The following is a 16,680-nucleotide window of genomic DNA, read 5'->3' as shown; positions in this document are numbered from 1 at the left end:
GCGCAAGTCCGGACCCTCGGCATCGTTCATCCGGGCGACGGTCAGTCCCTGAAAACCACAAAACCAGCGTGAATTCGGTCTTGCCGACTTCGCCAAGCGAATAGTCTGATCTGAATGAAAATTCTCCTGCGTCACTATCTGCTTGCGGTGCTTTTACTTGGCCAGTTGGGAAGTGTTTCGACCGTACAGGCCCAGGTACAGTCCCTGAATCTCTTCGGCCGTTCGAATGGCGAGCGTTATGCCGTCCCTCTGGATGACGCCGACTGGCGTTGGTTGCGCAGCAAGAACTCGTTGCGCCTGGGCGTGTCCGCGCCGGGCTATCCACCCTTCGACATCGTCACCAATGGCCTGGATTACGAGGGGGTCACGGCGGATTACGCCGAGCTGCTGGGCAACCTGCTGCACGTCAAGATCGAGGTGCGTCGTTACGACTCTCGGGCCGAGGTGATCCAGGCACTCAAGCGCGGTGAGCTGGATCTGGTCGGCACTGCCAATGGATGCGATGCGCAAGATCCCGCGTTGGCGCTGACCAGCGACTATGTAGACGCCCCGTCGGTGCTGGTCACCCGCAGTGGCGTCGACCCGGTGTTGACACCCGACCTGGCCGGCAGTCGCCTGGCCATACTGGATCACTATCAGCCGACAGACAGCGTCAGTGCCGCCTATCCCAAGGCTGAGCTGCAGCTTTACCCTTCAGTCCAGCGCGCTATCGGTGCCGTAGCGTTTGGTCAGGCGGACGCCTTCCTGGGGGATCTCATCAGTTCCCACTACCTGGTCAGCAAACACTTCCTCAATGACGTGCGCCTGGCCACGTTGCCGGGCGTGTTCACCACGCATTTCGCCTTCGCCGTCAACCAGAGCAGCAGTCGATTGCTGACCATCGTCAATGCCGCGCTGGCGGCGATCCCCACCACGGAGCGCATGACGATCCTGCGCCGTTGGAGCGCGGGCGACATGAGCATGACCGGCCTGCATCCACTTCAACTCAGTGCGGCCGAACAACGTTGGCTGAAAAAGCATCCGCGTCTGACCGTGGCCGTCAACGACAGCCTCGCCCCGGTTTCTTTCTTCGATGAGCAGGGTGAGTTCCGGGGGATCAGTGCCGAGGTCCTGGCCAAGATCAGCCAGCGCACCGGTTTGAAATTCGATGTGCTGCGTGGCGATTCGATGAGTCCGTTGATCAAGAAAATCAGAAACGGTGATGCCGATCTGATCGCGTCGTTCATTCCCAGTGCCGAACGCGAAAGCGAGCTGCGGTTCACCCGCCCCTATTTGACCAACCCGTTTGTTCTGGTCACTCGAGACGAGTCGGGCAGCCCCGAAAAACTGGAAGCCATGGTCGGCAAAAAACTGGCCATCAGGCGCGGCAATGCGCTACTGGATTTCATCAGCCAGACATTCCCCGGCATACAACTGATCAAGACAACGACGGCGGCCGAAGCCATGGCATTGGTGGCCAAAGGGGAGGCGGACGCTGCCATCAATTCGCTGATCAACGGGCGTTACTTGATCTTGCGCGAATACCGCGACCGTCTGCGCGTGGCCGGCATCGTCGGTTCGCAGCTGGTCCAGACTGGTTTTGCCACCGACCGTGGGGCGCTGGAGCTGTATTCGATCCTGGACAAGGCCCTGCGAAGCATTCCCCCGGAAGAACTGGATGAGTTGACGGGCCGCTGGCACCACGACGTGGTCATCGACAATGGCAGCTGGCTGCACAATCGCACTGCGGTCATCCAGGGGTTTGTCCTGTTCGCGCTGCTGCTGATGGTGGCCGTGGGCTGGATCATTTACTTGCGTCAGTTGATGTCCAAACGAGAAAAGGCCGAGCTGGCGCTCAACGATCAGATGGAGTTCATGCGCGTCCTGATCGACGGCACGCCCCACCCGATTTACGTCCGTGACCGTCTGGGGCGGCTGGTGAGTTGCAACTCGGCTTACCTGGACGTGCTGGGCGTCCCGCGCGAGACGGTGATGGGCCAGCAGATTACCGACAGCATCCTGATCGGACCGTCCGATGCCCAGACCTTTCAGGCCGAGTATGTGAGGGTGATGGAGGAGGGGACGCGATGGATTCAGGACCGTACCTACACCCATAAAGACGGCGTGGTCCACACGGTGTATCACTGGATGTTGCCGTATCACACCAGTGACGGCGTGGTCGCCGGCATCATTGCCGGCTGGATCGATATCAGCGACCGTCAGCGATTGTTCGATGAATTGCAGAGCGCCAAGAAAAGTGCCGATGACGCTAACCGGGCGAAAACCACCTTCCTGGCCACCATGAGTCATGAAATCCGCACCCCGATGAATGCCGTGATCGGCATGCTCGAATTGGCGATGAAGAGGGCCGACCAAGGCGTCATGGACCGGTTCGCCATCGAAGTCGCGGCGGGCGCGGCCCGGGGGCTGCTGGACCTGATCGGCGACATTCTCGATATCGCCCGCATTGAATCCGGCCGCCTGTCCCTGGCTCCGGCACGGGCCAACTTGCGTGAGCTGGTCGAATCGGTAGTACGGATGTTCGAAGGCGTGGCACGGCAGAAAGGCCTGCGGTTGTTGCTGAACTTCGACCTCAAGGCCGGTTGCGATGTCCTGATCGATCCGCTGCGCTTCAAACAGATTCTTTCCAACCTGCTGAGCAACGCGATCAAGTTCACCGATGAAGGCGAGGTGCGTTTGAGCGTGCAGGCCGTGCCCGGCGCAGGGGGCGAGCGTCTGGCGCTGCATGTGCAAGTCAAGGACACCGGCATCGGCATTTCCGCCAGGGATCAGGAGCAGTTGTTCAGCCCTTTCGGTCAGGCCAGCAATCATCACCAGTCAGCGCGGGGCGGTTCGGGGCTGGGCCTGGTCATCAGCCGTACCCTGTGTGAAATGATGCAAGGGCAATTGCACCTGACCAGCGTGCCGGGCAAGGGCACGCAGGTTGATATCTGCCTTGACCTGGTTGTCTTGAAACCCATGCCTGCTGCCGAGTTGCCGGCGTCCGAACTGGCGTCTCAGGCGGGGGTGCTCAACATCCTGGTGATCGACGATTACCCGGCCAACCGTTTGCTGCTCTCCCAGCAACTGTCCTTCCTCGGTCACGACGTCAGCGATGCCGAGGACGGTGCCCACGGCCTGCGCGCCTGGCGCAACGGCCACTTCGATGTGGTCATCACTGACTGCAACATGCCCGTCATGAACGGTTATGAGCTGACCCGGGCCATTCGTGATGAAGAACGGTCGTCGGGTGCCGAGCCTTGCCTGATCCTGGGGTTCACCGCCAATGCCCAACCGGATGAAAAAGACCGCTGCCTGGCAGAGGGGATGAACGATTGCCTGTTCAAGCCGATCAGTCTCGGGAACCTGAGTTCCCGACTCGCCTCGGTTCAACCTGGCGCCGAGTCAGTGCCGGTTGGCGGGAGGGTGTACGAGATAGAAGACGACATCGACCTGGCCAGCTTGCAGCAACTGACCCGTGGCGATGGCGCCGCGATCCAGAACTTGCTGGGCGATCTGGGCACCAGTAACGAAGAGGACATGTTGCGGCTGATCAACTTGTTCGGCGAGCATGACTTGCCGGGACTTTCCGACCTGGCTCATCGGGTCAAGGGCGGTGCCCGAATCATCAAGGCGAGCCGTTTGATCCAGTGCTGCGAACGGTTGGAAGCCGCCTGTATGGGGGCGGATTCCACTGTGCTGACAGAGGCCGTGGATGCGTTGCAGCAAGCGATGGAGCGGTTGGCGCAAACGCTGGAGCAGCGCATCGCTGATCCGGCAATGTAGGTCCACGCCCGGCATTGGCTATTCGACGTTGAAAACGATCCCGTCCTCTCTGGCGATCTGTCGCGCTTTATCGATTTTCATCCTCATGGTCCTGGCCGCCTCCTTGAGCGTGCGCCCGGCGTCTGCATGCTCGCGCAGGGCTCGTGCGAGTTTTGTGCGCACGACTTGCTGTGTTTTGTGATGGCCAGAGGCATGCCGCACTGAATGAACCCCGCTGTGGCCGGCCGGTACGTTCTGGATGGTTTTTCCGGTAGCAAAAAACTGCGCTTTGTAATGTTCCAGTTCAGCAGCAAGGATTTCACGTGGGTGAAGTTTGGTTCCGTCACTCACGGCATGCTCCAAGGGGGTTTCGTTTGAGGCTTCTTCTGGGGAAAGTGCTGGGGTATTCATGGTTTAACATTTCTATAGAAGTTAATACTTGCGTAAGTCATGCGCGGGATCACTCCGCAAGTTTGCAACCCTGTCGCTTGTTAAGTTGCTGCAATAATCTTTCCATTTGCAGTGTCAGGTTCTGCAGGGTGGCGGCGCCTCTGTCGCGATCTTCGCCTCGCCACGATTCGCTGTGCGCGGTTAGTAACTTAAGATTTTCTTCGTGTCGCCTGAGTAAGATTCGCAGTTGTTTTCGCTCTTTCATTACGTCGGACTCTGTCTTGAGGAAGTGGGCCGATACCCGAACTGAACTTGCGTTAAACATTAGTGATGGAAGCTGTGACCTGTCTGTAGGAAATTTCGCAAGGAACAAATAATCCTCCAGCGCTCTGTCGGAATACTCCAAATCATCACCTTGGGAAATTTCCTACACTCAGAAGGAAGTTTCCTAGAGATACCCACAGGCCTGGCGCGGACAATTGGCTCATCCCTTTTAGAGTGAGCCGCTCCCATGCCCATGCTCCCGTTACGCGTTCCGGTATTTGGCGACAACGCCTTCCATCGCTCGATGGCGGTCAGCATGCTGGGCTCACCTTTAGACGCGCCGGTCGTGCCGCCAGTGGCTGTGCTGGCCACGGAAGAAGAGGTGCGCCGCGCATTCAGCGACCGGCAGTTGCAGACTTACTTCCAGCCCAAATTCAACCTGCTGACCGGTGAAGTGGGCAGTGTCGAAGCCCTGGCCCGTTGGCACCATCCGTTCAAGGGGGTATTGCCGCCGTCGGTGTTCCTGCCAGTGATCGAGCAGTGCGGGTGGATGGATGACTTGCTGTTCTTTCAGCTGGATCAAGGGTTGCGGCTCCAGCGCCAGGCCCTCAATCAGGGAATCTTGCTGAACATCGCCTTCAATCTGCAGGCTGCGCAACTGGCCAATGCCGAACTCGCGGGGCGGATCAAGACGATGCTCTGTGTCCATGAATTGCCCGGTTCAGGGCTGACATTCGAACTGACCGAAACGGGGCTGATCGAAGCGCCGTCGACCAGCCTGGAAAACCTGGTGCGCCTGCGGATGATGGGGTGTGATCTGTCGATCGATGATTTTGGCGCGGGGTTTTCATCGCTGCAGCGCTTGTGTCAGTTGCCGTTCAACGAAATCAAACTCGACGCTGAATTCGTACGCGGGCTCAAGCAAGAACCACGTTGCCGCGCCGTTATCAGCAGCACCCTGGCGTTGGGTCAGGCGTTGGGCATGACGGTGGTGATCGAAGGGATCGAAACTGAAGAAGAGCGTCAGGTATTGCTGCAACTTGGGTGTACTCAAGGGCAGGGCTATTTGTGTGCGCGACCGATGATGGCGGCGGATTTATTGAATTGGCTGGAGCTTCAGTCAATGGCTGCCTTTAGTTGATCCGTAAGTTATTGAGCGACTTGTAAAGTTTTCGCCTCGTCAGCTTTTGTGAGGTTGTTTGATGTCGATTAAGCAGGAAATTTCCTACAAGTAGCAGGAAATTTCCTAACTTAATTCGCTGGGCAAGTCGAGACAATAGAGTCTCGTAGTTCCTGGGTGGGCCCTGTTTTTTAAATAAGACCAAGTGCTGATTCTTGTCGTTTTCAGGGTCGCGCGTCGTTTTAAAGGCGGGGGTTTATATATCAAGGATTGAATCAAAAGCGGACGTCATCACGCCATGGATGACGCAGTTTCGGAGGTTGGCTCGACGCCAATACATTGATGAATAAAATATTTTCTGTTGTCTGGAACACGTCGATGTGTTGCTGGGTAGTTGCTTCGGAACTTGCCAATAAGAAGACCAAGAGTGGTCAGGCGGGGCTGCGTAAACGGGGTTTGAAAACGTCTGGAGCGTGTGCTGTTGCGCTGGCTGTTTTCTCGCTGGGGGGAATTAACACTGCGGTATACGCCCTCGGAAGTAACGCGACTCAACTAGGTGTTGGAGCAACAGGAGGTGGTGGAGCTGACGCTTCGGGAGGTAATGCTATCGCTGTGGGCCAAACAAGTGCCGCTTCGGGTTCTGGCTCTATAGCTGTAGGCTTCTTAAGTAAGGCTAACCAACAGAATGCTGTCGCTGTGGGCCCCGCAAGTACCGCTGAGGCTACTAATGCTCTGGCTTTGGGATGGAATAGTAAATCAAGTTCTGCCGATAGCGTTGCCCTGGGCTCTAGTTCAAACGCAACGGGCACGACACTGGGCAACGCGGCTTATGGTGTCGGCGGCACGGCAACGGCGGGCGGTGAAGTGAACATCGCCAACGGCACCAACGGCCGTCGCATTACCGGTCTTGCCGCTGGTGCCAATGCGACGGATGCCGTCAACGTCAGCCAACTGAATGACTTGGGGCAGGATATGGCGACCGCTCTGGGCGGCGGCGCGGCGCTGAATGCGACCACCGGGGTATGGACTGCGCCTAGCTATTCGACCAACAGTATCAACGCTGTCGGCACCAACACCGGACCGTTAGTCAGTACCAACGTCGGCGCGGCCTTGACCAACCTCAATACCAGCGTGACCAATACAGCTGCCGTGGCGGTGAAGTACGACAACGCCGCTACCAAAACTCAGGTGACCTTCAATCCGGCAGGCACTGCGGTCAAGTTGACCAACGTCGCGGCCGGTGTCTTGAACGCAACCAGCACTGATGCTGTGAATGGCAGCCAGTTGTTTGCGGACAGTCAGAACACAGCAACAGCCCTGGGCGGCGGCGCGTCAGTCAATGCGACCACGGGAGCATGGACGGCACCGAGCTATTCCACCAACAGCATCAGCGTGAACGGTACCAATACCGGCCCGTTAGTCAGCACCAACGTCGGCGCGGCATTGACCAACCTCAACACCAGCCTGACCAACACTGCCGCTGTGGCGGTGAAATACGACGACGCCACAACCAAAACCCAAGTGACCTTCAACCCGGCAGGTACTTCGGTCAAGTTGACCAATGTCGCGGCCGGTGCCTTGAACGGTACCAGCACCGATGCGGTGAACGGCTCGCAGTTGTTCTCGACCAACCAAAGCATCAATAACATCATCAACAACGGCCTCAAGTATTTCCACGCTAACTCGGCCCTCGCCGACAGCACTGCAACCGGCCTCGACAGCGTGGCCATCGGCCCGCTGGCGAGTGCGACCGTGGCCAACGGTGTGGCGCTCGGCTCGAACTCATCCGCTACTGGCGCCACGCTGGCTAACGCGGCTTATGGCGTGGGTGGCGCAGCGACGGGTGGTGAAGTGAACATCACCAATGGCGCCAATGGCCGTCGCCTTACCGGACTTGCCGCGGGTTCCAGTGCGACGGATGCCGTCAACGTTAGCCAACTGAATAAAACCGGTCAGGACACGGCGACCGCCCTGGGCGGCGGCGCTGCGCTTAATGCGACCACGGGGGTATGGACTGCGCCAAGCTATTCCACCAACAGCATTAGCGTTACTGGCGCCAACACCGGTCCGTTGGTTAGCAGCAACGTCGGCGCGGCCCTGACCAATCTCAATACCAGCGTGACCAACACTGCCGCTGTGGCGGTGAAATACGACGACGCCAGCACCAAGACTCAGGTGACCTTCAACCCGGCGGGCACTGCGGTCAAGTTGACCAATGTTGCGGCCGGTGCCTTGAACGGCACCAGCACCGATGCGGTCAACGGCTCGCAGTTGTTCTCGACCAACCAAAGCGTCAATAACATCATCAACAACGGCCTCAAGTATTTCCACGCCAATTCGGCCCTGGCGGACAGCACTGCCACGGGTACTGACAGCGTAGCGGTCGGCCCAGCCGCCAGTTCGACGGCAACCAATGGGGTAGCCATCGGCAATGGCGCCGTGTCCAGCGTTGCCAATTCGGTGGCCTTGGGTAGTGGCGCCACTACTGCGGCGGCGACTGCCGCCCCAACGGGTGTGGTTAATGGCACGACTTACACGTACGCCGGTACCGCACCGGTAGGTGTATTGAGCGCGGGCAGTGTCGGTAACGAACGTCAGGTCAGCAACGTAGCGGCTGGCAAAGTCACTGCAGCCAGCACCGACGCGATCAACGGCAGCCAACTGTTTGCCACCAATACGGCAGTCGATGCGGTCGGCACCCAAGCCACCACGTTGGGCAACACCTCGGCCAGCACCTTGGGTGGCGGCGCCACTTACTCGCCGGCCACAGGTCTTACTGACTTCAGTCAACCGATCAACGCGATCAGCACCACCGGTGCGGTCGGGGCAGCCACTGCGCAAACCAGCGTAGCGGGTGCGTTGACCGCGCTGAATACCGACACGGTCAACACCGCCAATATCGCAGTGAAATATGATGCGGTCGGCGGCAACGCCATCACCTTGGGGGCGACCGGCGGTGCAGGTGCACCGGCTGGCGGGGTGAAAATCACCAACCTGAGTGCCGGTGCCTTGAACGGCACCAGCACCGACGCGGTGAACGGCAGCCAGCTGTTTGCCACCGATACTGCCGTCAATAACCTGGGGACCCAGACCACTACGCTGGGCAACACCTCGGCCAGCACCCTGGGCGGCGGCGCCACTTATTCGCCAGCCACAGGTCTTACTGGCTTCAGTCTGCCGATCAACGCGATCAGCACCACCGGTGCGGTCGGGGCCGCCACTGCGCAAACCAGCGTAGCGGATGCATTGACGGCGCTGAACACCGACACGGTCAACACCGCCAATATCGCGGTGAAATACGATGCGGTCGGCGGCAACGCCATCACTCTGGGCGCGACCGGAGGTGCGGGCGCACCGGCCGGCGGGGTGAAAATCACCAACCTCAGTGCCGGTGCCTTGAACGCCACCAGCACCGACGCGGTAAACGGCAGCCAACTCTTTGCGACCGATACTGCCGTCAATAATCTGGGGACCCAAACCACCACGTTGGGCAACACCTCGGCCAGCACTCTGGGCGGCGGCGCCACCTACTCGCCGGCCACGGGCATTACTGGCTTCAGTCTGCCGATCAATGCGATCAGCACCACCGGTGCGGTCGGGGCTGGTACTGCGCAAACTAGCGTTGCCGGTGCCTTGTCGGCGCTGAACACCGACACGATCAACACCGCCAATATCGCGGTGAAATACGATGCGGTCGGCGGCAACGCCATCACCCTGGGTGCGACCGGTGGAGCAGGCGCACCGGCTGGCGGAGTGAAAATCACCAACCTCAGCGCCGGTGCCTTGAACGCCACCAGCACTGATGCAGTAAACGGCTCGCAGCTTTTTGCGACCAACCAGACCGTCGATGGCCTCGTCAACAATGGCGCGGGCATCAAGTACTTCCACAGCAACTCGGTCCTTGCCGACAGCACTGCGACCGGCGTCGACAGCGTGGCCATCGGTCCAACGGCGAGTGCGACCGTGGCCAATGGTGTGGCGCTCGGCTCGAACTCATCGGCCACAGGCGCCACGCTGTCTAACGCGGCTTATGGTGTCGGCGGTGCGGCGACGGGGGGCGAAGTCAACATCGCCAATGGAGCAGATGGCCGTCGCCTTACCGGACTGGCCGCAGGCTCCAGCGCGACGGATGCCGTCAACGTCGGCCAACTGAACAAAGTGGGGCAGGACACGGTGACGGCCCTGGGCGGCGGCGCTGCACTTGATGCGACCGCGGGCACATGGACGGCACCGAGTTATTCCACCAACAGCATCAGCGTCAACGGCACCAACACCGGTCCGTTGGCCAGCAACAACGTCGGCGCGGCACTGACCAATCTCAATACCAGCCTGACCAACACCGCCGCCGTCGCCGTGAAATACGACGACGCCAGCACCAAAACTCAGGTGACCTTCAACCCGGCAGGTACAGCGGTCAAGTTGACCAACGTCGCGGCCGGTGCCTTGAACGCCACCAGCACTGATGCAGTGAACGGCTCGCAGCTTTTTGCGACCAACCAGACCGTCGATGGCCTCGTCAATAATGGCGCGGGCATCAAGTACTTCCACAGCAACTCGGTTCTCGCCGACAGCACCGCCACGGGCACTAACAGTGTGGCGGTCGGCCCGGCCGCCAGCTCGACGGCAACCAATGCGGTAGCCATCGGCAATGGTGCTGTGTCCAGCGTTGCAGATTCGGTGGCCTTGGGCAGTGGCGCAACCACTGCGGCGGCGACTGCCACCCCAACGGGTGTGGTTAATGGCACTACTTACACTTACGCAGGCGCTGCTCCAATTGGCGTATTGAGCCTGGGCAGTGTCGGTAACGAACGTCAGATCACCAACGTCGCGGCCGGCCAAGTCACGGCCACGAGCACCGACGCAATCAACGGCAGCCAACTGTTTGCCGCCAACACGGCGGTCGATGCGGTCGGCACCCAAACCACAACATTAGGCAACACCTCGGCCAGCACCTTGGGTGGCGGTACCACTTACTCGCCAGCCACAGGTCTGACTGGCTTCAGCCAACCGATCAACACGATCAGCACCACGGGTGCGGTTGGGGCTACCACTGCGCAAACCAGCGTAGCGGGCGCCTTGTCGGCGCTGAACACCGACACAGTCAACACCGCCAACATCGCGGTGAAATACGATGCGGTCGGCGGCAACGCCATCACCCTCGGGGCGACCGGTGGTGCAGGCGCACCGGCCGGCGGGGTGAAAATCACCAACCTCAGCGCCGGTGCCTTGAGCGGCACCAGCACCGATGCAGTGAACGGCTCGCAACTGTTTGCGACCAACCAGACCGTCGATGGCCTCGTCAACAATGGCGCGGGCATCAAGTACTTCCACAGCAACTCGGTTCTCGCCGACAGCACCGCCACGGGTACTGACAGCGTGGCAGTCGGTCCGGCCGCCAGCTCCACGGCAACCAATGCCGTAGCCATCGGCAATGGCGCCGTGGCCAGCGTTGCCAATTCGGTGGCCTTGGGCAGTGGCGCAACCACTGCGGCGGCGACTGCCACCCCAACGGGTGTGGTTAATGGCACTACTTACACGTACGCCGGTACCGCACCGGTGGGTGTATTGAGCGTGGGCAGCGTCGGTAACGAACGTCAGATCACCAACGTAGCAGCTGGCAAAGTCACTGCCGCCAGCACCGACGCGGTCAACGGCAGCCAACTGTTCGCCACCAATACGGCGGTCGATGCGGTCGGCACCCAAACCACAACGTTGGGCAACACCTCGGCCAGCACCTTGGGCGGCGGCGCCACTTACTCTGCGGCCACAGGTGTTACTGGCTTCAGTCAGCTGATCAACGCGATCAGCACCACCGGTGCGGTCGGGGCTGGTACTGCGCAAACTAGCGTTGCCGGTGCCTTGTCGGCGCTGAACACCGACACCGTCAACACCGCCAATATCGCGGTGAAATACGATGCGGTCGGCGGCAACGCCATCACCCTGGGTGCGACCGGCGGAGCAGGTGCGCCGGTCGGCGGGGTGAAAATCACTAACCTGAGCGCCGGTGCCTTGAACGGCACCAGCACCGATGCAGTGAACGGCTCGCAGTTGTTCGCGACCAACCAGACCGTCGATGGCCTCGTCAACAACGGCGCCGGCATCAAGTACTTCCACAGCAACTCGGTTCTCGCCGACAGCACCGCCACGGGTACTGACAGTGTGGCGGTCGGCCCGGCCGCCAGCTCGACGGCAACCAATGCAGTGGCCATCGGCAATGGTGCTGTGTCCAGCGTGGCAGATTCGGTGGCCTTGGGCAGTGGCGCAACCACTGCGGCGGCGACTGCCACCGCAACGGGTGTGATCAATGGCACTACTTACACTTACGCAGGCGCTGCTCCAATCGGTGTGTTGAGCGTGGGCAGTGTCGGTAACGAACGTCAGATCACCAACGTAGCGGCTGGCCAGGTCACTGCCGCTAGCACCGACGCGGTCAACGGCAGCCAACTGTTCGCCACCAACACGGCTGTCGATGCGGTCGGCACCCAAACCACAACGTTGGGCAACACCTCGGCCAGCACCTTGGGCGGCGGCGCCACTTACTCTGCGGCCACAGGTGTTACTGGCTTCAGCCAGCCGATCAACGCGATCAGCAACACCGGGGCGGTAGGGGCAGCCACTGCGCAAACCAGCGTGGTGGGTGCCTTGTCGGCGCTGAACACCGACACCGTCAACACCGCCAACATCGCGGTGAAATACGATGCGGTCGGCGGCAACGCCATCACCCTGGGGGCGACCGGAGGTGCAGGCGCACCGGCCGGCGGGGTGAAAATCACCAACCTGAGTGCCGGAGCCTTGAACGCCACTAGCACTGATGCAGTGAACGGCTCGCAGCTTTTTGCGACCAACCAGACTGTCGATGGCATCGTCAACAATGGCGCGGGCATCAAGTACTTCCACAGCAACTCGGTCCTGGCCGACAGCACTGCAACTGGCCTCGACAGCGTAGCCATCGGCCCGACCGCGAGTGCAACCGTTGCCAACGGCGTAGCGCTCGGCTCGAACTCCTCGGCCACTGGCGCAACCCTGGCTAACGCGGCTTATGGCGTGGGTGGCGCGGCGACGGGGGGCGAAGTGAACATCGCCAACGGCGCCAACGGCCGTCGCCTTACCGGCCTTGCCGCCGGTGCCACTGCGACAGATGCCGTCAACGTCAGCCAACTGAATAAAGTGGGGCAGGACACGGCGACGGCCCTGGGCGGCGGCGCTGCACTTGATGCGACCGCGGGCACATGGACAGCACCGAGCTATTCCACCAACAGCATCAGCGTCAACGGCACCAACTCCGGTCCGTTGGCCAGCAACAACGTCGGCGCAGCACTGACCAATCTCAGCACCAGCGTGACCAACACGGCTGCGGTGGCGGTGAAATACGACGACGCCAGCACTAAGACTCAAGTGACCTTCAACCCGGCAGGCACCGCGGTCAAGTTGACCAACGTCGCTGCCGGTGCCTTGAACGGCACCAGCACTGATGCAGTGAATGGTTCACAGCTGTTTGCGACCAACCAGACTGTCGATGGCCTCGTCAACAACGGCACCGGCATCAAGTATTTCCACAGCAACTCGACCCTGGCGGACAGCACTGCCACGGGCACTGACAGTGTGGCCGTCGGCCCAACTGCCAGCGCCACGGCGGTCAACGGCGTGGCGATTGGCAACGGTGCCGTAGCCGGTACCGCCAATTCCATCGCCTTGGGCAACGGCGCCACCACGTCTGCCGCCAACGCGACCGCCACAGGTGTGGTCAACGGCACCACGTTCAATTACGCCGGTGCGACTCCGACCGGCGTCTTGAGCGTGGGCAGCCTTGGCAATGAGCGGCAGATCACTAACGTGGCCGCTGGCCAAGTGTCGGCGAGCAGCACCGATGCCATCAATGGCAGTCAGTTGTTCTCCACCAACACGGCTGTCGATGGCTTGGGTACTCAAGTCGATAACCTGGTCAACAACGGGACCGGCATCAAGTATTTCCACAGCAACTCAATCCTCGCCGACAGCACTGCAACCGGCCTCGACAGCGTAGCCGTCGGCCCGGCCGCCAGCGCCACGGCGGTCAACGGCGTGGCGATCGGCAACGGTGCCGTGGCCGGCACCGCCAATTCCATCGCACTGGGCAATGGCGCCACCACAGCTGCCGCCAACGCGACCGCCACGGGTGTGGTCAACGGCACCACGTTCAATTATGCCGGTGCGACTCCGACCGGCGTCTTGAGCGTGGGCAGCCTGGGCAGTGAGCGGCAGGTCACTAACGTGGCCGCCGGCCGAGTGTCGGCGAGCAGCACCGATGCCATCAATGGCAGTCAGTTGTTCTCGACCAACACGGCTGTCGATGGCCTGGGTACTCAAGTCGATAACCTGGTCAACAATGGCACCGGCATCAAGTACTTCCACAGCAACTCGGTCCTGGCCGACAGCACTGCAACTGGCCTCGACAGCGTAGCCATCGGCCCGACCGCGAGTGCAACCGTTGCCAACGGCGTAGCGCTCGGCTCGAACTCCTCGGCCACTGGTGCAACCCTGGCTAACGCGGCTTATGGCGTGGGTGGCGCGGCGACCGGGGGCGAAGTGAACATCGCCAACGGTGCCAACGGCCGTCGCCTTACCGGCCTTGCCGCCGGTGCCACTGCGACTGATGCCGTCAACGTCAGCCAACTGAATAAAGTGGGGCAGGACACAGCGACATCCCTGGGCGGCGGCGCTGCACTTGATGCGACCGCGGGCACATGGACAGCACCGAGCTATTCCACCAATAGCATCAGCGTCAACGGCACCAACACCGGTCCGTTGGCTAGCGCCAACGTCGGCGCAGCACTGAGCAATCTGAACACTAGCCTGACCAACACGGCTGCGGTGGCGGTGAAATACGACGATGCCAGCACCAAAACCCAAGTGACCTTCAACCCGGCAGGTACCGCGGTCAAGTTGACCAACGTCGCAGCCGGTAACTTGAACGGCACCAGCACCGATGCGGTGAATGGCTCGCAGTTGTTCGCGACCAACCAGACCGTCGATGGCATCGTCAACAACGGCACCGGCATCAAGTACTTCCACAGCAATTCGGTCCTCGCCGACAGCAGCGCAACCGGCCTGGACAGCGTCGCCATCGGCCCCGCGTCCATCGCCGCAGGTGCCCATTCGTTTGCCGCCGGCTCGGGCGCCAATGCGGCCGCTGATGGTGGTCTGGCGCTGGGGCGTCAGAGTCAGGTTCAGGTCGCGGGCGGTATCGCACTGGGCGAAGGCTCGGTCGCGGACCGTGCCCTGGCACCGGCCACGGGCATCATCCCGGTCGGCAGCGGGGCGATCATCTATGACACCTCGGATGCCACCTTGCTCGGCTCGGTGTCGGTGGGCAAGGCCGGTAGCTACCGGCAGATCACCAACGTGGCGGATGCCACCGATGCTCACGACGCCGTGACCTTGCGTCAATTGACCGGAGCGATGGGCTCGTTGAGTTCGACCGGTACCCGCTATTTTCACGCCAACTCGACGAACCCTGCGGACTCACTCGCCAGCGGTGCCGAGTCGGTTGCGGTCGGCCCGGCCACCGTGGTCAACGGCGACAACGGCATTGGTATCGGCAACCAGGCCACTGTCGGTCTGGCCGCTGCCGGTGGCATTGCCATCGGTCGCAACACCCAGGTGTTGCAGGCTTCCGGTATCGCCATGGGCAGCGCGGCCCAGGCGTCGGCTGAGCAATCGGTCGCGTTGGGTGCCGGTGCCAATGCCAGTCACACCATGAGTGTGGCGCTTGGCTCGAGTTCGGTGACCACGGTCGGCGCCGAGACGAATTACAGCGCCTATCGATTGGTCGCACCGCAGACCTCGGTCGGCGAGATCGGCTTCGGCACGGCATCGGGCAATCGCAAGCTCACCGGGGTGGCGGCAGGCACGCAAGACAACGACGCGGTCAATGTGGCGCAACTGAAGTGGGTCGGTGATCAAGTGGATCAAAACACCACGGACATCACTAGCCTGGGCGGTCGGGTCGGCGGCCTCGAGAACCTGATCGGCTCGGGAGGCGGCATCAAGTATTTGCACGTCAATTCCACCGGCGCCGACTCCGCTGCCACGGGTACCAACTCGATGGCCTTGGGTTCCAAAGCCCTGGCGTCGGGGAACGGCTCGGTGGCGGTGGGCGACGACGCCAAGGCTTCCGCTGACGGCAGTGTGGCGTTGGGCAGTGGCTCCAGCGATGGCGGTCGTGGCGCGGAGACGTACACCGGTCAGTACTCGGGCGCGAACAACTCCACCGCGGGCACGGTATCGGTGGGCAATGCCGCGACCGGCGCAACCCGCACGGTCAGCAACGTTGCCGACGGCAAGGACGCCAACGACGCGGTCAACGTGCGGCAACTCGACGGTGCCGTCACCGAGTCCAAGCAATACACGGATGTCTCGATCGCCAATCTCGGTGGCAATGCGGCTCAGCAGGGTGCCCGCATCAGCGTCGTCGAGGGCGATGTCTCCAACATCAAGAACGGCACCGACGGCATGTTCCAGGTGAACAACACCAGCGCGGCAGCCAAACCGAAAGCCACTGGCGTCGATTCGATTGCCGGGGGTACGGGGGCGGTGGCGTCGGGCAAAAACAGCGCGGCGGTCGGCACCAGGTCTCAGGCCACGGGGGAAAACTCGGTCGCCGTGGGCAACGGCGCCAAGGCTTCGGCGAAGAACGCCACGGCATTGGGTGCCAATTCGGTGGCTGATCGCGAGAACAGCGTATCGGTCGGCAGCGTGGGCAATGAGCGCCAGATCACCAACATTGCTGCCGGCACCAGTGGCACGGATGCAGTGAACTACGACCAGTTGACCAAGAGCGTGGCGGGCATTACCGACAGCGCCAATGCCTACACCGACCAGCGTTATTCGGAGCTGAAAAATGACATGAAGAAGCAGGACGACATTCTCAGCGCGGGGATTGCCGGTGCAATGGCAATGGCCAGCATGCCGCAATCGTCCTCACCGGGAGCAAGCATGACGACGGTGGCTGCCAGTACCTATCGCGGTCAAGCGTCGGTGGCCTTCGGTGTTTCACATTTGTCCGGCAATGGGCGGTGGCTGACCAAGTTGCAGGGCTCTACCGACTCGCAGCGCCAGGTAGGAGTGGCCGTGGGTGTTGGTTATCAGTGGTGATGGCAGTTTTAGATACGTCTCTATCCGAC

Annotated in this window: 4 protein-coding genes and 2 pseudogenes; 5 read left to right on the top strand and 1 reads right to left on the bottom strand. The window is 61.2% G+C overall.

Annotated elements, in window-relative coordinates; all coding sequences use genetic code 11:
• Window positions 1-114 precede the first annotated feature (114 nt).
• Window positions 115-3,765: a transporter substrate-binding domain-containing protein gene (locus ACA072_RS18890; RefSeq protein WP_497619773.1), complete on the top strand. Its 3,651-nt coding sequence runs from the start codon at window positions 115-117 to the stop codon at window positions 3,763-3,765.
• Between the two features lie 18 nt (window positions 3,766-3,783).
• On the opposite strand, the gene ACA072_RS18885 is transcribed toward ACA072_RS18890, so the two are convergent.
• Window positions 3,784-4,155 carry a hypothetical protein gene (locus ACA072_RS18885; RefSeq protein WP_497619771.1) on the bottom strand — a complete coding sequence of 124 codons (372 nt, stop codon included), beginning with the start codon at window positions 4,153-4,155 and terminating at the stop codon, window positions 3,784-3,786.
• A 490-nt stretch (window positions 4,156-4,645) separates the two neighbouring features.
• Between ACA072_RS18885 and ACA072_RS18880 the strand changes: the two genes are divergently transcribed.
• The 4 genes and pseudogenes from ACA072_RS18880 to ACA072_RS18865 all read left to right on the top strand — a co-directional run bounded on the left by ACA072_RS18880 (window position 4,646) and on the right by ACA072_RS18865 (window position 16,651).
• Window positions 4,646-5,539 carry an EAL domain-containing protein gene (locus ACA072_RS18880; protein ID WP_497619769.1) on the top strand — a complete coding sequence of 298 codons (894 nt, stop codon included), beginning with the start codon at window positions 4,646-4,648 and terminating at the stop codon, window positions 5,537-5,539.
• Between the two features lie 321 nt (window positions 5,540-5,860).
• Window positions 5,861-9,703, top strand: a pseudogene (locus tag ACA072_RS18875) (ESPR-type extended signal peptide-containing protein); the annotation flags it as partial.
• A gap of 228 nt (window positions 9,704-9,931) precedes the next feature.
• Window positions 9,932-10,036 (top strand): annotated as a pseudogene (locus ACA072_RS18870) (hypothetical protein); the annotation flags it as partial.
• 15 nt (window positions 10,037-10,051) lie between these two features.
• Window positions 10,052-16,651, top strand: coding sequence for a hypothetical protein (locus ACA072_RS18865; RefSeq protein ID WP_497625011.1), 6,600 nt, complete (start codon window positions 10,052-10,054; stop codon window positions 16,649-16,651).
• Window positions 16,652-16,680: the final 29 nt, after the last annotated feature.

The sequence above is a fragment of the Pseudomonas sp. LBUM1656 genome, from assembly GCF_059716065.1.
The sequence above is the reverse complement of the archived record's forward strand: the minus strand, read 5'-3'. Positions and strand labels throughout refer to the sequence as shown.

Excerpts from the sequence above, each read along its gene's own strand:
- ACA072_RS18885 (WP_497619771.1), bottom strand. The coding sequence starts at position 4,155 with ATGAATACCCCAGCACTTTCCCCAGAAGAAGCCTCAAACGAAACCCCC.
- ACA072_RS18880 (WP_497619769.1), top strand. The coding sequence starts at position 4,646 with ATGCCCATGCTCCCGTTACGCGTTCCGGTATTTGGCGACAACGCCTTC.
- ACA072_RS18890 (WP_497619773.1), top strand. The coding sequence starts at position 115 with ATGAAAATTCTCCTGCGTCACTATCTGCTTGCGGTGCTTTTACTTGGC.